Raw genomic sequence first — 20,870 nt, 5'->3', positions numbered from 1 at the left:
ACTAACAGTGTTGGCTTACAATGTCGGTCACAGCAGATTGCTTGGCTATGGCAAACGCCCGAAGAGTAACCTTATCAAGAAAATCGAGTCCGGCGACAGGGATATTTACGAAGAGTACATATCGTACCGTTGCTACAAAGGCAAGCCAATCCCCAGTATCGAACGCCGCAGAAAAAGAGAGTTTCAATTGCTGTATATCCCGTAGCCGTTATTTAAAGAGCCTTCCCTTAAGCAATTGAGAGAAGGCTCTTATTGTAAAACAAAGATTAATTGAACATACTATGGTGTCTATAAAATTAAAATTCAGACCCTCATCTATTGAGGGGAAAGCAGGTAGTCTATACTACCAAGTGATTTATATGCGAAAAGTTCGACAAGTTGCAACGAACTTCCGGATTACCCAGAGTGAATGGGATTCTGAGTTGGAAGATCTTATCATTAAGGATGATGACTCTTCTCGTGCAAATTATTTACAGTATGTACAGAGCCATATAGAATACGACAAGAAATGTTTCAATCGCATTGTAAAGAAATTGACCATTTCAGATTCTCCATTTAGCGTTAATACGATTGTAGATGAGTTTCATAAGCAATCATTTGAAATAACCTTGTTTTCGTATATGGAGAAAATGATTGCTAAACTCTGGAGACAAGGACAACATCGCACAAGTGAAACATATCAAGCGACTCTTAACAGTTTTAGGAAGTTTAGAGAAGGTGTAGATGTTTGTTTTGATGATATTGATTCGGAAATGCTTATTTCGTATGAGTATCATTTAAGAGCGAAGGAATTGGCTCCCAATACAATCTCTTTCTATATGAAACGTTTGCGTGCGGTATATAATAATGCTGTGGAAGATGGCTATGTAGAGAATAAGAATCCATTTAAGAAGGTGTTTACTTCATCAGAAAAGACTGTAAAGAGAGCTATTCCGTTGAAGTTCGTTCGTAAATTGAAAGATTTGGATTTGAGCTATTCTCCATCCAAGAGTTTTGCCCGTGATATGTTCCTGTTCAGTTTCTACACACGAGGAATGGCATTTGTGGATATGGCATACTTACAGAAAAAGAATCTGAAAGATAATGTGCTTACATACCGAAGAAAGAAAACAGGACAATTACTGTCAATCCGTTGGGAGGATTGTATGGAAAACATTGTTGATCAATACTCTTCATTGAGTTCTCCATTTCTTCTTTCGATTATAAAGGAACCAACCGGAAATACCCGAAAACAGTATCATAATGCCTTGACTCTTATAAATCATAACTTAAAGGCAATTGGTAAAGAGTTAGGGTTGACTTTACCCTTGACAATGTATGTTGCACGCCACTCATGGGCGAGCATTGCCAGGGATGAGGGAATTCCAATATCTGTAATCAGCGAAGGAATGGGACACGATTCAGAGAGTACAACTCAAATATACCTTGCATCACTGGAAACGCAGGTAATAGACAAAGCCAACAAAAAAATACTGAAATTATTATGAATGCTATGATTGCTGCTTTTTGAGAGGAGTTCAGGAGCGAGCTCCTTTTTTATACTAATAAACTTACGATTTGTTAGGTAAAATGACCTATCTCCTAACAGGAGATATAAAATCAGAGTATTATAGTAAGCAATAATGATTTAGCAGTAAGATACTTGTTGCATAGTAAAACATCCTCATACGTTTCTTAAACATTTTTAGTCCTATGTTAATTTTGTTCGTTCCAAGTGCGTCCAAATGGAATATTCTTCTTAATTTTGCATTATGGATTATTATCTCCTGTTAGGAGATGCAAAAATACAAGAGTTATGGGTACGAGAAAAAGTAATCTCAATTCTTGCGGAGAATCGCTTGTCAATGGGACAAACGACCGCGAAGCGTACCCGAAACGTTGGGTTGCGGCTCTTGTTCAAATGAATTGCGAGAGAAAGGTAGCGTCTAAACTAGACAAACTTGGAATTACAAATTATGTGCCAATCCAAAAAGAAGTACATCAATGGAGTGACAGAAAAAAAATAATTGATAGGATTGTTATTCCTATGGTTGTTTTTGTTCATCTAACTCCAAACGAAGAAGATGAGTTTCGGAAATTACCTTTCATTCTTAAATTCATCACATATCCTGGCTCTGAAGAATTAGCGACACCTATTCCAGATGAGCAAATCTTATCGCTGAAAGCTCTTTTAGAGAAAGCTCCCAATCAAGTATGTTTTGAATCAAGAATAATACATAAAGGTGATAGAGTAAAAGTGACTAAGGGAACTCTAAAAGGTATAGAAGGATATGTTATTCAAGAAAATACGAATTCAATATTGGTTTTAGAAATAGAACTAATAGGATGTGTGAAATTAAAAATAGATAAATCTTTTTTATCATTGGTAGATTGACCGCCATTTATTCTTAAGAATGGATTTTACTATATGAGTAGTGATAGATTTAGAGTTTTGTTAACTCATAAATCATATAATCAATATAACATTTTAAAATATGTATAATTATTTAGATTTTAATGGTGATGGTTTCCTTGATACGATGGCCGTTATGGATGATTATAATGGCGATGGGATAGTTGATGGAACAACCTATTACACGGATAGTAATTACGATGGTTTTTACGACCAGATAAGTTCTGTTGGCGATACCAATAACGATGGAATTGCAGATGCGTTTGTTTCTCAATGCGACACCAACGGTGATGGCTATATGGAGACAACAGAGAGGATGTATGATTACGATCAAGATGGATTCTATGATAGTCACAAATCTTATCAGGATTGGAATTATGACGGCCAAGCAGAACTCGTTTCTAATGAATATGTAGATAAAAACGGAATTCATACTATTGATACCGACCTTGATTATAATGGCGATGGAGTAGCAGATGAATCTTATACTGAACAGCGTTTTGATTCCGATGGTGATGGTTTTGAAGAGTCTTCATATATGGAGATGGATTATGATGGCGATGGAAACATTGATAATGCTGGATATTTTTATATTGATGCCGTTTCACAAGAATATTATCCTGTAGATTATTGGGGAGCTATTCCTAGTAATGGAGCTCTTGAATTAGATAACTTTGATCCGTCTCAATCCGACCCTGAATTAGTTTCTGGCGATCCAGGGCAATCAATGGAAGAATGGGAGTTCCAAGGCGATACTAATCGTTGTGCTCTATATTCTCAGAAATTTGTCATAGAAGAACTTACAGGAAAAGATGTGCCTATTGAAGATATTGTCGATATAGCAACTGAAAATGGTTGGTTCTCTGAAGATTCAGGAACCGCATCGCTTAATATGACAAAAGTGTTGGATGCATATGGCATTGAGAATGAAATGTCATTCCACAATGATATTGATGACATAAAAAAATGTCTAGAAGATGGTGGAAAAGTTATTGTATCAATAGATGCCGATCAAGTATGGTATGGAGAAGATAGCAATATATTTAGCCCAGCCGATTCTGCAAATCATGCTGTTGAAGTCATAGGCATTGATTACTCAAACCCAGAGGAACCAATGGTAATTTTGAATGATTCTGGTTCACCTAATGGATGTGGCGAAATGGTTGCCATGGATGTATTTGAAGATGCATGGGCAGCTGGAGATAAACAAATGGTTGAATGTTACGCATAAAATTGTACTATGGAAAATAAATTCTCATTATTAAATATCTTAACTGGATTAAAATCAAATCCTGTTATTGCTGGTAGTATTCCTTTAGGATATACTTATGGTTATCCCATTTTGTCAAATATAAAAGGTGAGTTATGTTTAAAAGTTCCATTTTTAAGATACAAGATTACAGGTGAAGTTGATAAAACATTAGTTTTCCCCATTCGATATGTTGCCACATTTACATTGCCAGAGATGAAGTTAATCAATCTCGATGATTTGTCATATCGAAAAGCATTTTCAAAAATAGAATTTAATAAACCATGTGGTCTATTTCGTCATGAGCAAATTAAAAAATTAACCAAAGAGCAATATAATCAAGCAAAAACAGCTTTATTTCAATTATATGATAAAGCAATAATGTCAATGCTAAAAGGCACCGAGTTTAGTGCTGAGGATTCAGAATTGATGAAGAAAATATTAAGGGGTATAATTGAACCCTCTATTCTTCCAATATATGAGAAAATTGATGTGAAATTTTTTAACTCATACTTAAAAAGCCATGGGGAAAATCATTAATCAAACATTCTTCAATGGTACAACTGACACAGTTCAACCCAAAAGAAGAAATAACGGGGAAAGAACAAGTTCTCCTGAAGTTATGACCCACACAGTACCACAGCGAAATAATGTAGAAATCCGAAAAAATCTTGTATCCCTTGTTACTAATACTATTAAAACATTAGGCGAAATAGGAATGTCTACTTTATCAGGTAGAGTTCAAAACGTTTTCAATCAAGTGGCACGAGAAACTTTTACGGTAGGTTTTGTCGGAGAATTCAGTAGAGGGAAAAGTACATTGATTAACAATTTGCTTGGTACAAATATATTACCTGTGGCAAATTTACCAACGACAGCTTTAATGACTCGTATCAGATATGGCATAAAGCCAAAAATGGTTGTGTTTGATTCTCACGGTATTAAGCAAAAAGAGTTGCCATTAGTAAAAGATTCATGGAGTGGCTTAACTGCTGCTAATTTTAATGATAATGAGCCTGAAGGATTTGTTACAGTTTTAATAGATAAGCCTTGGTTGGGTAAATATGGAATTGAATTAATAGATACTCCAGGTGCGGGAGATTTAAGTGAAAAACGAGCTAAGGTAATCGGCGAGGCATTGTTGGGCTGCGAATCTGCGATTATAACAGTTAGTGCAGCACAACCATTAAGTCTTAGCGAAAAGTTATTTATTGAACAACGTTTGATTGCAAACCGTACTCCATTTTTAGCTTTGGCTATAACGAGACTCGATTTAGTTCCAGAAAAAGAAAGAGATATTCAAGTTGAGTATATAATAAACAAATTGAAGAGCTGGAATATCAATATCCCTATTCTAATACCAGATGACATACAACTGCCCTCCAATAAATACGAAAGCATAAAAGGCATGGATAAGTTGCGTGGACTTATTGTCTCTTGGTTACAGCGCCCTGAGCGTTCAAGACTCATTGAGAACTGGCTTTCTTCTCAGATTATGAATATTCTTGTAACAGCACAAAATTCTTTGGCTCAACAAGTAGAACTATACCAAAAGAGTGACAATGAAAGATTGGCTATAATTTCTGAGAAAAATAACAAATTAACAGAAATGACATTAAGTTGGGGAAAACTTAGAGTTGAACTAACTGAACGATGTGGCAAATGTTATGACTTGTTTAGAATCAAATACGAAGAACTTGTTCAAGGTATAATTGAAAAATTGCAATATGAAGCAGGACATACGGTACAAGCTCAAAAGTGGTGGAATGAAGATTACCCATATAGATTAAAAGTTGAAGCAGCGAACTTAGCTAGCCAATTAGATAATTATGTGTCAAGTATTGTCTCATTAGATGCGAAATGGCTTAATGATAAATTAAATGAAATGTTTAAGACTTACATCCAGATAGGACGAAACTCTATAACGGATAAAGCAACTTTTTTACCTATTTCAACAAATCGTGCAGAGTTTGATGACTTAGATAAGAAGAAGAATATGATGACATTAGGATCTGCTGCATTAAGTATCGCAGGACTTTGTTGCGGTTTGGGTGTTATAGCTACGCTTGGTATTGGTTCTGGTGCCGGAATATTATCAAACAAGCTCTTAAAATCTAAAAAAGAAGAACAGCAACAACAACTTAAAGCGTTAATTGCAAAAGATGTTCCTCTTGCTCTTGAAGATGCCATTACGGAGAGTGAAAAGAAGATAAAGATTATCTATGCTGACATTGCATCTGAATCTATAAAAAAAGAAAAAGATTGGTTGGTAGCACAAAAAGAACTTATAGAATCAAGTAATGCTCCGAAAAATCAAGATTACTTCAACAAACTTCAAAATGACATTCAAGCAATCAATGATTTGTATAAAGGATTTAAGGTTATTTTAAGTTGTTAACTATGAATAATTTCGACAAATATACACATTTCAAAGAACAGCGAGAAAAACTAGGAAAAATGTTAATGATATCTTCAGATGTCATTAAATATTTGAACATGTCCAATTATAGTGATTCGTTGTCTAAACTTAGTGAAAAAGTTAATAATGATACATTTAAAATTCAAGTAGTTGGAACATTTAAAAATGGAAAATCCACTTTCATAAATGCATTGTTAGGAAGTCATGTCTTGCCAGCCTACTCTTTACCATGTACAGCTGTTATTAATGAGGTTAAATATGGAGAAGAGAAAAAGGCGGTCTTGTATTTTAAAAATCCATTACCAGAACAAATATCTCAATCATTGCCTTCAGATATAAAATCTCATATGGCAAAATACGCGGGGCAAAACATTCCTCCAATAGAAATAGACTATAAAAAGATTGAAGATTATGTAGTTATTCCTATTGGGAAAAATGCAACTGAATCTATTTTAGAATCTCCTTATGAAAAGGTTGAGTTGTTTTGGCCACTTTCTCTATTAAAAGAAGGGGTTGAAATTATAGATTCGCCAGGATTAAATGAGCATAGTACAAGAACGAAGGTTACTATGGATTATTTATCTAAGGCAGATGCCATTCTATTTGTATTGCTTTCTACAGCAATATGTGCTGCTAATGAAATGGAGTTCATAGAAAACAACTTGAAAGAGCAAGGCTTCAATGAACCATTCTTTATCGTAAATAAATGGGATTTAGTTCCGAAAGAAGAAAAGAACCAAATGATTGAATATGTTAAAATGAAATTATCTGGTTTCTCTACTAATCCTATTTTCTATGTTTCTGCATCAAATGCGGAGAATGCAAAATCTTCTGGCGATGAGCAATTGTATGCTCAAAGTGGAATGAAGGATTTTGAAGAAACTTTGTCTGATTATTTAACTAAACAGAAAGGTCGGGCTAAATTAGCTCAACCAGCTAGAGAATTAAGAAGAATATTGACGGAGGAGGCTCTGTATAAAGTGATTCCTGCCCAAAGAAACATGTTGGATAAATCTATACAAGAGCTCACAGATAAATACAATAATTCTAAACCTCAACTTGAGATCCTACGAAAAAAGAAAGATCAACTAGTGGCAGATATGTCATTAAAGATTGAACAAAGTAAATCTGGTTTTAGGCGCCTAGTCTTGACAAATTCCCAAAAATTAGCAAATTTAATACCTGGGTGGATAGAAGAATATACACCTACTACTGAGTTTGGACTTATTCCTCGTCGCGAGAAGGTTGATAAACTAATTTCTGAAATCACAGACCATGTTCAATCAAAAGTTGAAGAATATCAAAAACAATGGAAAAATGATGTGTTATTTCCATCTGTTGAATACTGCGCAAAACAAATTTTTGAGTCAGAAGAGGGTCAATTAAGCGAATTATTTAAAGCAATAGACCATTTTAAAACGGATGTATCTGGAGTTGATTGTACAACTGAAGATGTTCCTGCATGGGAAAGAGTTGCAGGTGCTCTTGTTGGCACATTCGTTGGCGGTATTGGATTAGGTGCTAGTGGATGCATCAATGGATTAAGTAAAGATTTGGCGAAAACAGCAGCGTTTGAGTTCGGTGCTATAGCTTTATTGGGATTTTTGAATTTGTTAAATCCTGTAACATTGATTGCAGTAATTGCAGGAACCATTTTTTTAGGTTGGAAATCTGGAAGTGATAAGGTAATACAAAAAGCAAAAAAGCAGATTTCTGATGCTATGGTCGCGCAAATTTGCTCTCCTGCAAATATGCAAGCAGATCAATTATCGGATAGTATTACTGCAAAACTTCATGAGGTAAAATCTATGATGTCAACAGCCGTTGATAAAGAAATAGAATCAGCCGAAGAACAGGTTAAAACAATAATCAAAGACATGAAGAAAGGTCAAGACGAAATTGACAGACGTAAATCAATTATTGACAAATGCGAGCAGAAGATACAGTCTTTGGATATAGCGTTAAATGAACTAATTATAAGTTTAGTAAATTGATGGAAAATGATTATCTATCTCTTAGTAATTTAAAAGAAATAGCGGAGATTGATTCACATATTAAAACAGCAAGGTCACTGATAAACAAATATCAGTGGCCTAAAGATGTTCATATTGAATTAGAAAAAAAACTATCGCGTATTATTGACAAAGAGAAAGATAAGTCTTTAAATCTCAGTGTTATTGGAGAGTTTACAACTGGTAAAAGTACTTTTATTAATGCAATTATACGAAACAACTTATTGGTTTCAAGCATTATGCAGGGTACTACCTTAGCTAATACTATCATAGATTTTTGTCCCTCATTTGCAATATGTTTACATCATATTAATGGGGAAAAAGCAGTGAAAGAATTTCCCAATATTGACGAACTTAAAAAAGGAATTGCAGGTGTAACAACAAAGGAAAGTATTGCAAAAGTATTAAAAGCAGTTAGAATAGGATTACCATCATCTAATCTACACTCTGGTATTAGAATTATAGATACTCCCGGAACTAATGCTACAGAAAAATGGCATGAAGAGGTTACAAAAAATGCATTAAGAAATATTTCAGATTTATCTATAGTTTTGGTGGATGCCACAAAACCATTACCTGAAACTCTACTTGATTTTATAGAGACTCATTTAAAAGGAGTGCTTCACCAGTGCGCATTTGTCGTAACCAAATTAGATCTTATTGCTAAAAATGAGCGTCATATGATGATGACTTATATCCAAAAAAAATTGGAGTCATTTTTAGACAGAGATGATATTGTCGTATTTCCATACATAGCACCTCTTGTTATAAATTCTTTTGCCCCATCAACTTTTGAAATGGAAGATAAGGAGTTGTTGGATCTTTCTTTAAAATCGGAGAAAGGTATCATTGAGTATATGGGTAGACAAAAGATAAAGGCTCAAACTCAAAAATTGTTATTCTTCCTAAATGATTTATTTATCTTAATTTCTAAGAAAATAGAAGCAATAAGAGTTGATTATAATAACGAACTTATTATACTTGAAAACAGTAGACAAATTGATTTGACAACTTTTGTTAGTAATCAAAAAAAGAAATGTACTAACTCATTTATATCATCTGTTCAAAAAATAAAATCATCCACTATTGATTCATTTTATGTGAAAGCAGATGAGGCAACAAATCAAATAATAGGAATTATTTTATCAAAGGCTACACTTGACGATTTGTCGAATTATATTAACAATGATATTATTTCTGATTGTGAGCTGCTCGCACAAGATATTTTGAACAGTCAAAAGAGTATTTTGTGCAAGCCACAAAATTTGTTTTTTAAATCACTGAAATTATTTCAAAAGGATTTTGAAAATCACTTTAAAGATTTTAGTATTCTCAAAGTTACATTTAATACTACATCTAAGGTTCCAACCCCTCAGGCTGTAAATACAGCGAATTTATCGGTAGTAAAGAACTATGTTAGCGAACAATTATCAAGTGAGAATAAGGCTTTTGGGGTTGGTGCGTTTGGTGGAGCTGCTTTAGGAACTGCAATATGTCCTGGAATAGGAACAGCTATTGGATTTTTAGCAGGTATGTTTGCTGGTAGTCAAATGGCTCCAGATACGGAAACAGTAAAAAAAGGATTAGTCGAAAAGATAAGAACTCCTCTTATTAGTTATTTTAATTCCATTGCTGGTGATTTAGAGCGTACTTTTAATGATTATATAAAAACATTAGAAAACCAAATCGTGATAGAAATTAATCGGTATGAGACTCAATATAAAAAAGATGTAGAGAAAAAGATAAAAGAGCAGTTAATGAAAAAAGCTGAAGTTCAGAAAAGAATTAATGCACTTGATTCTGATTGTCAGGAAATAGAAATACGAAGAAAAAAATTAAATGATATTTCAAATAAGATAATCTCATTAAAAAATGACATATAATGACAAACCGAGAACTTTTTTTACAGAATTGGAACAATTTTTTATCTGAATTAAGAGGTAAACTATTGACTACGGCCAGAACTCAGGAGCTATCCTTACCCTTGGCAAATCTCATTTTAAGTGAACTTGCTTGTTACTGGTTTTCTTCATCTGATGTCAAAGGGTCTTGGCTTAATAAGTATTGTAATACTCATATTAATGAGGGACAATGCATTTCGAATATTCTAACCAATGATTTAAAGTTTGGAACAAAAGAAGAAGCTAAAATTTTGTCAAATAGTACCAAATACCTATTGTCTATCGCCGGTGCTGCTATCGGTTTTGGGCTGAGTAATTATTTTGATGCCTCAAAAACCATAAAAATTATCGCAACATTGACACCTATGTTAGCTTCTTTTCCTGTTTTAAATGCTTATCAGGAAAAACAGAAAATAAGTAATCAAAAAAGATTGATTGATGATTATATCAGCCAATTGAAGAAAATAGAAACGAGTATATGCTCAATCATAAAAGATTAAATAACAAATAATATAATCCTATGGCAAAGAATGATTTTTCTTCTGAAGTAGCGGAAAACTACGAACAGAAATGCTTATGTGTTTTAGTGTTGGATGTTTCAGGCTCAATGCGTGGAAAACGTATTGATGAACTAAATAAAGGATTGCAGGATTTCTATAATGAAATCTCTGCAGATGAAACAACTAGTCAAAGACTAGAAGTGTCTATAATTACCTTTGGAAGTTTTGCTAAGACAATCCAAACTCCTAAATTGGTTGAGAACTTCACTATGCCGAAGTTAACTGCAGAAGGTTCAACAGTTCTTGTTTCTGCTGTTAATCAGGCCATAGATTTGGTTGATGAAAGGAAGAACTGGTACAAATCTACAAACCAGACATATTACCGCCCTTGGATTATTTTAATGACAGACGGTGAACCTGATGACGATCAGAATGTCGATAAGCTTTCAGAGAGAATAAAGCAAGATACACAAAATAAGCGTTATGCTTTCCTGCCTATCGGAGTTGAGGGTGCAAATATGAATGTTCTTTCCAAGATTCAAGGCGATATCAAACCAATGAAGCTACAGGGAACAAAATTCAGTTCTTTCTTTAAATGGCTTAGTGCTAGTATGGGAACTATTGTCAATGCAGAAGCAGGAGAAAAGGTAGATATCTCACAAGGCGCAGAAGACTGGATGTCTGCGTTCACTATTTAATAATGAATAAATCAAATAAATAACAAATATGGCAAAGAATGATTTTTCTTCTGAAGTAGCGGAAAACTACGAGCAGAAATGTTTATGCGTATTAGTATTGGATCTTTCAGGTTCAATGAATGAAATTGTAGATGATTCTACAGCGGTAGCAACAGGTCAAACAATTTATGTAGATGGCAAAAATTATAACATTGTAACAGGAGGCATTTCTAAATTGGATAACCTTGTTGAGGGTTTACAGTCATTCTATACTGATATTGAAAATGATGAGACCACAAGCCAAAGACTTGAACTTGCTGTTGTAACTTTTGGCGATAGTGTTAATGTTATCCAGTCTCCGTCTCTAATTTCTGACATTCAGCTTCCAGAACTAATGGCTGATGGTGATACAGCCTTAGTTGATGCTGTTGATGAAGCAATTGATATCGTTAATAATAGAAAGAAATGGTATAAATCTACAGGTCAACCTTATTATCGTCCTTGGATTATTCTCATTACTGACGGAGAACCAAATGAAGGTCAGGATGTTTCTGCTTTAGCAAGTAAAATAAAGAAAGATACTGCAGAGAAGAAATATGTATTCCTTCCTATTGGCGTTGATAATGCCAATATGCAAGTACTCCAAAGCATTCAAGGACAAATTCCCGCAATGAAGTTGAAAGGTACTAAATTTGGTTCGTTCTTCAAATGGCTAAGTGCTAGTATGGGAACAGTTGTATCGTCAGAAGAAGGTTCTGCTGTTAATTTATCAGAAGGTGCCGCAAGTTGGATGGACTCATTTACTATTTAGGATATGAAAAAAATAGGATTAATTATATCGTTGTTATTTCTGAGCATAACATATTCTTATGCTCAGAAAACGCTTGAAGAGGAGATTTTGGTTGAACATTATGGTGCAATCAGGAAAGAGATGGTTCTCAAAGCATGTCATTATTGTAAGTATAATGACCAAAAAACTTTAAAATTAATAACGTCTCAATCTGTTGAAAAATTTAAAGATGCTATAAAAAATATTGACAACCTTTATAATACTGTTTGTAGTTCTTCAAAGCAATTATATGGAAGTAATATAAACGAGTATAATAATAAATTAATAGCATCGGATACGACTTTTATGAATAATTTGCTATGGGTATGCAAAGACGAACCTAAAAACATTAAAGATGCTATAAAAAATGACTATAAGGTTTTCTTAATGCAAATAGACGCTTTGACAGAAGAATGTCTTGCTTTTAACCATGACAATGATAATTATTTGGAGCAGTATCCTAATGGACGTTTTGTTATATTATTAAAATCAGAAGCACCAGCTGAAAATAATCCTCCTAAAGATCCAAGCAATGGTAGTAGGAAAACTCCAGAAGAAGAAATCAAAGAATTAAAAAATCAAAATAAAGCATTAGAAAAACAGAACGCAGAATTAAAAGAGGAAATCGCAGAATTGAAGGGAAAAAATCCTGACAACAATGAGGGCTTCTCATATTCATGGATAATTATTTTAATCATTTTAATGCTGTTAGGTGCTTATGTATACCATTTGCACAAAAAAGGGAATAAAATATTATCCAAATTTATTTTGTTATTACCAAGAAGAAGTAATGTGAATAATCAAACAACGACTAGAAAACCTAGTCCAGAACCAATACTAAGTCCTACACCTAAGCCAAATCCTATACCGAATCCTAATCCCGTTCCTCAACCAGTCCCTGAGCCACGACCACAACTGCAAACTGAAAAATTTGCAATTGAGAATAATGAGTGGATTATTGTTGGAGCATCTGTTATAGGTAGGGGACATATTGAATCAAATATGCCATGCCAGGATAGTAATTCCTATGCAAGCTTAGGTAATGGTTGGGGGATTGCAATTACCTCCGATGGTGCTGGGTCTGCAAAACATTCACATGTTGGATCTAAGATTGTCGTAACTCGTGCTAAGTCCTATTTTGAGCAATTAATTCTTGCTTCATCATGGTATAAAAATAATATTCTCCCTGATGATATAACATGGTCTAAGGCTGCTTTTAAAGCTTTAAAAGCTGTTAGAGATGATATGCAGAAATTTGCAGAAGAAAAACAAGCTAAGTTGGAATCCTTTGCTGCTACAGTAATTGTTGTTGTTCATACTCCGTTGGGACTATTAGTAGCTCATATAGGTGATGGTAGAGCCGGTTATCAAGATAAATCGGGAGCTTGGCATTCATTAATTACTCCTCATAAGGGAGAGGAAGCTAATCAAACTATTTTTATCACTTCAGACTTTTGGAATATTCCGTTCTATGAAATGTCAGGAGTTTCTGTTCCAGAGACAAGGGTTATAAGAGAAAGTGCGAAATCATTCGTCTTAATGAGTGATGGATGTGAACATACATCTTGGGATTGTAATCTATACAATGCAGATAAGGGAATATATTATGATCCTAACACACCTCATGTTGCATTTTTCAATCCTTTAATTGAAACATTGAAGGAACACAAGAAAGAACAGTTACCATTTACTGACAGAAGTGAAAAATGGAGTAACTACCTTGATAAAGGCAACAAGTCTTTTATTAAAGAGACTGATGACAAAACAATGATTCTCGGAACAATATCTTAATATAATAATGGATATATATACTTCAAAACATGAATTGATAAAAATTTCGGACTCACCCCTTGGCTCCGGTGGCGAGGGTGAGGTCAGAGAAATAGTGTCAGCCCCTGTACAGTATAAGGGGATGTGTGCAAAAATATACTATCAGCAGAAGAGAACACCTCAATTGGCGGGAAGAATTAAATATATGGTTAATAATCCTCCTGCAAAGGTTAAGGGAGATGGTTTCTTAATTGGATGGCCTGTTGAATATATAACTGATAAGAATGGTGAGTTCTTAGGATTCTTGATGCCTTTAGCTTTCCCAGATAGTAAACAGTTGGTAAATTTAGTCGCTCCAAAACTCAATAAGAAGTTACCAGACGAGTGGTTTATACGATATGATAGAGGTAACGGTAAATATTCGCTTATCTCTAGATTAAAATTGATATGCAATATATCAATACCCATTCATTTACTCCATTCAACAAAACGATATGTACTACAAGATATAAAGCCTGAAAATATCCTTGTTACTCATGATGGTAAAGTTACAATAGTTGATATGGACTCAGTGCAAATTTCGGAAAATGGAAAACTGTTGTATCAGGGAACAGGTATGACTGCCAATTATATTCCTCCAGAGTTTTACAAACAAGGCGTAGGAAAGAATAAAGGAGATATATTGGCAGTTTCATGGGATAGATTCTCATTAGGTGTAGTATTTTATCAACTATTGTTTGGGTTACATCCTTATGTAGTAACACCATATGTCTCAAGTGCGTCTGATACTAATGAGATTTTTCAAAACATATCTAATGACTTGTTTCCTTTTGGTGCGAATACCAATAAAATAAAATCGTATCCAGACTTACACAAGAAATTTACGGTATTACCCCCACCCCTTCAACGGTTATTTTTGAGAACATTCTCTTTAGATTATAATAATAGACCAAGTGCAGAGGAATGGGGAAAAACAATTCATGATATTGTTGTAGAAGCCGAAAAAACACCGATACCTAAACCAAAACCACAACCAAGACCAGTTCCGAAACCGAAGCCTACTCCTAAACCCCAACCAACTCCACAACCACAGCCTCCTATTCCAAATAATATGATTAGGTGTCCAGAATGTGGTCAACTGACTGATTCTATGAAACGTTTTACGCTTCCACATGTTTGGTTGTTTTTATGGATTTTTATCAGTTATCAAAATATTGAGTATACATGTTGTCCTCATTGCATGAGAAAACATATATTCATGAAAGGATTTACATATAATATTTTACTGGCTAATATCTTATGGCCTTTTATAATCCTGCCTTGGAGTATAATACAACTTATACGAAGTTTTAGTAAAGGTCATTCATTGTAGTAATATATAATATGATAGTTTTTACTCAACATAAGGAGGAAATAGTATTAAATGATAAAGCATTATCTTCTGGAGGAGAGGGAGAAATACATGCAATTACGAAGCCATCAGAAAGATTCCGTAATTGCTGTGCTAAAATTTATTATTTAAAGAAGAGGACTTCTCTTCAAAAAGAAAAGATAAAATATATGGTTAACAACCCTCCAAGTATTGTTAGAAATAATAATTTTATGCTTGGATGGCCCATTGAGTACATAACAGATCGAGAAGGTAATTTTATAGGATTTATTATGCCGCTTGCTTTTAATGACAGTAAGCAATTAGTAATGCTTACTACAACAAAAGTAAGTAAAAAACTAAATGAGTATTGGCATTATAGGTATAGCAGAAATTTCAGACAATATTCAACCTTATCTCGATTAAAATTACTGTGTAACATTGCAGTTCCGATACATATTCTTCATTCAACAAACAAATATGTAATAAAGGATCTTAAACCGGAAAACATATTAATTACGTATGATGGAAAAGTCACAATAGTTGATATGGATTCTATTCAGATTTCGGAACAAGGGAAATTATTGTATCCTGGTACAGCGGCTACACCAAATTATATTCCACCTGAATATTATGCATTGAAGAATAAAGAAACAAGGCTAGATACTTCCTGGGATGATTTTGCTTTAGGCGTAATATTTTATCAAGTTTTGATAGGTTTGCATCCTTATGTCTTAACACCTTGTGATATAGAGGAGAATGCCACTAATGAAATTTATAGTAATATAGCTAAATTCCTTTTTCCTTTTGGTGAGAAACAAAATCAAATTCAAGGATATCCTCCAATACATAATAATTTTAAAGAGTTACCTACGAAAATACAGCAACTCTTTATGAGAACTTTTTCTTGTGATATAAAGCATCGTCCTACTGCACAAGAATGGGGGGAAAGTTTGTATGAAGCAGCTAAAGCTAATGTTATTGTTAGAACACCACATTTATTAGGGTCTTATGTATGTCCGACATGTAAAAGAAAGATTGAAGTTCTTGAGGATGATGTATTAATATATGATTCGGCAAGAATACGAATTGAGAATAAAATAAAAATATTCCCAAATAACACATATGTATTTAACGGACGTACAATTACGGTATTAAATCATTGTCCTTACGACAATATTTTAACCATCCCTGAACAAAAATTCTTAGAGCAAGAACAAAAGAATAAAGTTACCATCGATAAAGAACCTACCAAGAAACAGGGTGATGACAATAATGGATGTGGAATAATAATAGGTATTATTTTATTTATCGGATTAATAATTCTTTTAACATGTCTATAACTTATGATGACTACATACATTAAAGAGAATAATTTAAATTCTTCAAATAAAGCATATATAAAGAAATCTCAGGATGAGAAAGAGACATCTGAAAATAATCTTCTATTCAAAAAGAAGAATAAAAGAAATAATAGTGTAGGTATAATAATCTTCATTATTATTTTGTTTGTTGTGGGTATTTACTGTTGGTCAAATTACTCCCCAGTATCTTATCTTACCGCCAAAGAATCCGTTACGATATTAAATGATGGTAGTACTATTGAATTAGCACTTTCTACAGATGCCGAGAATTATACTCTCTGTGCAATATCTGAAGATACATGGGTTAAATCTGAGATTTCAGATAATTATCCACCAAAATTATTAATAAGTGCAGAAGTAAATTCTGGAGAATCTCGGAGAACGAGTATTGAAGTGATAGCTCATTCTTCTTTTTTCGGGCATAAATTATCAAAACAAGTTAAAAGGATTGTAACTGTTGAACAGCAATCAGGTTATGCCTCATATTTGAATGTATCAAAAACAGAGTTGGAATTTTCTACCGTTGGAGGAACTGAAACGATTCAACTTGATACAGATGGAATAGTTGCAATAAGTACAGAACCTTACTCATGGGGACATGTGAGAATAAATGGTAATGAAATAATAGTTAAGGTTGATGAAAATACTAATAATCAATCCCGTACAGATTATTTTATCATAAAGTCGGGAACAAAAGAAAAACGCATTAATATCTCACAAGCTGGGAAAATAGCGACTTACCTATCTGTTTCAGATAATTCTGTTTCGTTTGGGGCTTCTGGAGGAAGCAGAGTAATTGAAGTTTTAACTGATGGTAGTTGGGAGATTGGCACCGGCACATATTCTTGGGGACATACAAGCATAAATGGGAATAATATAACACTGAGAATTGATGCTAATAACGGAGATACTCGTACGGATTATTTTGTAATTAAGGCTGGAGAGATAACTCAACGGGTTAATATTTCACAAGATGCTAAGTCCGCAACATATCTAAATACATCTCCGAAGTCTGTTTCTTTTAGAGCTAGTGGTGGAAGTAGAACTATCAACGTATCTACCGATGGTCGTTGGTCAATTAGTACTGCTACCGCTTCATGGGGACATACAAGTATAAATGGCAATACGATAACATTGAGGGTCGATGCTAATAATGGCGATGCTCGAACTGATTATTTTGTTTTAAAATCAGGAACAAAAGAAGCGCGAATTAATATATCACAAGAAGGAAAATCAACAACATATTTAAGGCCATCACAATCCGAAATATCTGTTTCACATAAAGGAGGCCGTAGAACTATTACTGTTTCATGTGATGGAAATTGGAAGATTGGTACTCCGACGGCATCTTGGATTGAACTATCTAAATCTGGAAATACATTGACATTGGATATTGAACGAAATAATTCTACAAATGACAGAGATGATTATTTTACAATAAAATCAGGCAATCTTGAGAAACGGATAAATATAACTCAATTCGGGGACAACACCCCCAATGCGGATATTGAGAGGATTTGGGTTGATCACAATATAGTGCGAGGATATGGATATGGTGCAACAAAAGGAATGGTGATTCATGTAGAGTTTGATGTGGAGAATCTTAAAAATCAAACAGTAACAGTACAAGCATTATTCTATTATGGTGATAATACTACACCTCTTAATAATGGTTATGGAGGACAAGTTTCTGTGTCTGATACCGGGAATGTGAACCATGACTCTGGTACATTTGAAGATTTTAAGCTTTATTTACCCTATCCTTCACTTAGAATGATGGGGCATGGCTCTGGAGTTTTTTCTTTTGATGTGTTGATAAAAGATAGACGAGGAAACACATTGGATCGTAAAAACAACATTCAATTTACATATTACCAGTAATTACATATGACAGATCAAGAGATTGTAAACAAACTCATTCTTGGTGATCCCCTCACAATAAAGAACTTCTTTTTTGTAAAATGTCGGGGAGCATTGGAATATATTGGGCAGTATTTCTGTCGTGACAAACAAACAGCAGAAGAACTTATAGGAGAATTCTATGAATTCCTATCGGCAGATGATTGGCATAAGTTGAGAATTTTTAAATACACTTGTTCCTTGAACTCTTACATAACAATTATTGCATCACGATATTTCCAACATAAGAGAGATAAAGAGATGTTACCATTAGATGACAATATAGCAATAGTAAAGAATCTGCAAGAAGCCAGTGGAGTGAATGGGGTTTTCTTCATGGAAGATGTTAATAAGGTAATTATGGGAATGGCTCCATTTGATAGATTTTTAGTTCAGCGTATTCTTATAGATGGGGAAAAGCCTGGTGATATTCTTGATGAAGCCGAAGAATTTGTGAGAACTGACAAAACTATAAACACTGGGGCACATGATAGAAAAAAGTTTGCAGGATATATTTATACTCGATACAACAGAGTTCGAAAATCGTTACAAAAAAGTATGATTGCTATTGGTTATGAAAAATAATGCTATACAAATAACAGATTATGAACTATTGGGCCAAGTCCTTGATGGTAAGGCTAATGAACTTACACGTCAAATGGTAATATTAAATTTAATTGACCCACTATTTGAAGAATGCTTTCTGATAGCTTTAAAAGCCACAAAATTGTTTGATGATAAAATAGACATATATGAAACAGTTCAATAAAATATCCGATGAAGAATTGGCTGCGTACTTAGAGGGAATGTTGTCAGAACAAGATACCGCAAAAGTTGATAATGCTATGGATATCGATACTCTCGAAATTTTGAGTGTATCACGTCAGGCTATGAATGAATTTCACAAGGGTAATGTTGTGGAATTGCCATCGTGGAAAAATGTGACTGCCGCATCTGCTTCAATACGTCCATTATACGAACCGTTAGCAATGGCTGGTTTCTTGGGGGACAGTAACTCTGACGAGGAGAACGAAGAAAATATTGAAACTGATATTTAGGTTTACTTAAATGAGTGATTTGAAGCGAGCAATAAACAAGGCGATTATGATGTATATAGTCGGCTGTTTTTGTTTTGTTTTCTTGGCAATAGCTTCAATATGGTTCGGTTATTATATAATACGGGACTATGGCGAGCATGATTTGCCAATCCAGTTTATGATATTGTCTCTAGCAGGATGTTGGTTGCTTTGGGAAATTGCCAAAGCTTTCCGTTTCAGAGCGAAACTACCGTCTAAATTTCGCTCTATTGAAACACATGAGTATCCGACATTATTTGCTATTATAAACGAAGTCACAGACAATTTACATTTATCGCCAATAGAGCGAGTGTATATTTCTCCAGATGCTATTGCTGCAGTTTTTATTCAACCACAATTGCGGAATCTTCTATTTGAACCGAAACGTAATTTGGTAATTGGTATGGGCTTTCTTACACAAATGGATGATGACGAAATTCGAGCTGTATTGTACCATGAATTTGGGCATTATGTACAGGCTGAGATGAAAAGTTCTTTATCTGTTTATACGGTAGGACAATTCTCTCAATCATTTGTCTCTATTAAGGATATTAAAAAAGAGAGTACATGGCAGCAGCAGTTGAAAGTACAGTTACTATTATTCACTTATTATACAATATGGTTTTGCAATCGTATTAATAAAGCTTATTCGCAATTGGCAAAACAAATGGAATATGATGCCGATGATGTTGCGGTGAAATATGTGGGTGCAGTAACATTCCAGAGAGCCTTGCTCCATGCAGCTTGTATCAGATATAATTATGATGTTGTTCAATGGGGATTGAAACAATTACAACCTCAAAATATTCAAGTAGACAACATTTACCTGGCTCTGCATTTTGTTGGTAATTATTCTCGTCCGTCACGAAGACTTTTATCTTCTGAAGTTGTAAAACGAGTTGAAAGACTCGGAAAACTTAGATATGATAAACTCCCATTACAGTCTGTATGTAAGGTGAGGGAATATGCAATGCAGATTATTCCTTCACAATCTAATCTAACATCATCTTGTTCTGCATATCAATTTGCACAATGGCTACGTGAAGGGCTTATGATTTATATGCATCAAAGAGAACTTTCCACAGCTGTATTATTGGAAATTCATCTTGATAAGAAAAAACATAAACTACCGTGGTTTGATGCCACATATAAGATTATGCTTGATGGTAAAGAAATCGGTTCTGGTAACTTCATAAAGGGTTATACACTCAAACGAAGAACATCTCCAGGCAAGCATGTTATTACAGCCTATGCTCCATCAGGAATCATCTCAACCCCTTTTGAATTTGAAGTAGAACAAGATAAATCATACCATATCGAAATGGATTATAAGCTCCATGCTAAAGATGGAATTTATGATGTATATGGAATGTCAATAATCATTATTGAGTAAATATTGTATTCATGTTGGTA

At 34.1% G+C, this 20,870-nt stretch carries 18 protein-coding genes and 1 pseudogene; all 19 read left to right on the top strand.

The annotated features are described in order from the left end of the window. A pseudogene (locus tag NW211_RS12780) lies at positions 1–205 on the top strand (glycoside hydrolase); the annotation flags it as partial. Positions 206–281: 76 nt separating this feature from the next. Continuing rightward, entirely contained in the window at positions 282–1,487 is a 1,206-nt protein-coding gene (locus tag NW211_RS12775) for a site-specific integrase (RefSeq protein WP_258328095.1), read from the top strand. 308 nt (positions 1,488–1,795) lie between these two features. Next, positions 1,796–2,374 carry a UpxY family transcription antiterminator gene (locus tag NW211_RS12770; protein WP_258328094.1) on the top strand — a complete coding sequence of 193 codons (579 nt, stop codon included), beginning with the start codon at positions 1,796–1,798 and terminating at the stop codon, positions 2,372–2,374. Between the two features lie 100 nt (positions 2,375–2,474). Beyond that, positions 2,475–3,623: a C39 family peptidase gene (locus NW211_RS12765; protein WP_258328093.1), complete on the top strand. Its 1,149-nt coding sequence runs from the start codon at positions 2,475–2,477 to the stop codon at positions 3,621–3,623. A 9-nt stretch (positions 3,624–3,632) separates the two neighbouring features. Then, positions 3,633–4,181, top strand: a complete 549-nt coding sequence (locus NW211_RS12760; RefSeq protein ID WP_258328092.1) for a hypothetical protein — start codon at positions 3,633–3,635, stop codon at positions 4,179–4,181. Further along, positions 4,165–6,039, top strand: a complete 1,875-nt coding sequence (locus tag NW211_RS12755; protein WP_258328091.1) for a dynamin family protein — start codon at positions 4,165–4,167, stop codon at positions 6,037–6,039. Before NW211_RS12760 ends, NW211_RS12755 begins: the two co-directional genes overlap by 17 nt. Before the next feature lie 2 nt (positions 6,040–6,041). Then, on the top strand, positions 6,042–8,054 hold the full coding sequence (locus NW211_RS12750) for a dynamin family protein (protein ID WP_258328090.1): 2,013 nt from the start codon (positions 6,042–6,044) through the stop codon (positions 8,052–8,054). Further along, positions 8,054–9,955 (top strand): dynamin family protein, encoded by a 1,902-nt coding sequence (locus NW211_RS12745; protein WP_258328089.1) that lies wholly within the window; start codon positions 8,054–8,056, stop codon positions 9,953–9,955. The genes NW211_RS12750 and NW211_RS12745 overlap by 1 nt, the downstream gene beginning before the upstream one ends. Beyond that, a complete protein-coding gene (locus tag NW211_RS12740) occupies positions 9,955–10,473 on the top strand; it encodes a hypothetical protein (protein ID WP_258328088.1) in 519 nt (172 codons plus the stop codon). Before NW211_RS12745 ends, NW211_RS12740 begins: the two co-directional genes overlap by 1 nt. 20 nt (positions 10,474–10,493) lie before the next feature. Further along, the gene (locus tag NW211_RS12735) at positions 10,494–11,171 is read left to right on the top strand and encodes a VWA domain-containing protein (protein ID WP_258328087.1); all 678 of its coding nucleotides are present in this window, start codon (positions 10,494–10,496) and stop codon (positions 11,169–11,171) included. A gap of 28 nt (positions 11,172–11,199) precedes the next feature. After that, a complete protein-coding gene (locus tag NW211_RS12730; protein ID WP_258328086.1) occupies positions 11,200–11,961 on the top strand; it encodes a VWA domain-containing protein in 762 nt (253 codons plus the stop codon). Between the two features lie 3 nt (positions 11,962–11,964). Continuing rightward, complete coding sequence (locus tag NW211_RS12725; protein WP_258328085.1) at positions 11,965–13,770, top strand: protein phosphatase 2C domain-containing protein; 1,806 nt, start codon at positions 11,965–11,967, stop codon at positions 13,768–13,770. A gap of 7 nt (positions 13,771–13,777) precedes the next feature. Next, the gene (locus NW211_RS12720; RefSeq protein ID WP_258328084.1) at positions 13,778–15,121 is read left to right on the top strand and encodes a hypothetical protein; all 1,344 of its coding nucleotides are present in this window, start codon (positions 13,778–13,780) and stop codon (positions 15,119–15,121) included. An 11-nt stretch (positions 15,122–15,132) separates the two neighbouring features. Beyond that, complete coding sequence (locus NW211_RS12715; RefSeq protein WP_258328083.1) at positions 15,133–16,461, top strand: hypothetical protein; 1,329 nt, start codon at positions 15,133–15,135, stop codon at positions 16,459–16,461. A 3-nt stretch (positions 16,462–16,464) separates the two neighbouring features. Further along, positions 16,465–18,363 (top strand): BACON domain-containing protein, encoded by a 1,899-nt coding sequence (locus NW211_RS12710; protein WP_258328082.1) that lies wholly within the window; start codon positions 16,465–16,467, stop codon positions 18,361–18,363. 6 nt (positions 18,364–18,369) lie between these two features. Beyond that, entirely contained in the window at positions 18,370–18,966 is a 597-nt protein-coding gene (locus NW211_RS12705) for a hypothetical protein (RefSeq protein ID WP_258328081.1), read from the top strand. Beyond that, a complete protein-coding gene (locus tag NW211_RS12700; protein ID WP_258328080.1) occupies positions 18,956–19,150 on the top strand; it encodes a hypothetical protein in 195 nt (64 codons plus the stop codon). Before NW211_RS12705 ends, NW211_RS12700 begins: the two co-directional genes overlap by 11 nt. After that, complete coding sequence (locus NW211_RS12695; protein ID WP_258328079.1) at positions 19,134–19,439, top strand: hypothetical protein; 306 nt, start codon at positions 19,134–19,136, stop codon at positions 19,437–19,439. The genes NW211_RS12700 and NW211_RS12695 overlap by 17 nt, the downstream gene beginning before the upstream one ends. Before the next feature lie 46 nt (positions 19,440–19,485). After that, on the top strand, positions 19,486–20,850 hold the full coding sequence (locus tag NW211_RS12690; protein WP_258328078.1) for a M48 family metallopeptidase: 1,365 nt from the start codon (positions 19,486–19,488) through the stop codon (positions 20,848–20,850). Positions 20,851–20,870: the final 20 nt, after the last annotated feature.

Source organism: Barnesiella sp. ET7, from assembly GCF_024733785.1.
Lineage (GTDB): Bacteria > Bacteroidota > Bacteroidia > Bacteroidales > Barnesiellaceae > Barnesiella > Barnesiella merdigallinarum.
The sequence above is the reverse complement of the archived record's forward strand: the minus strand, read 5'-3'. Positions and strand labels throughout refer to the sequence as shown.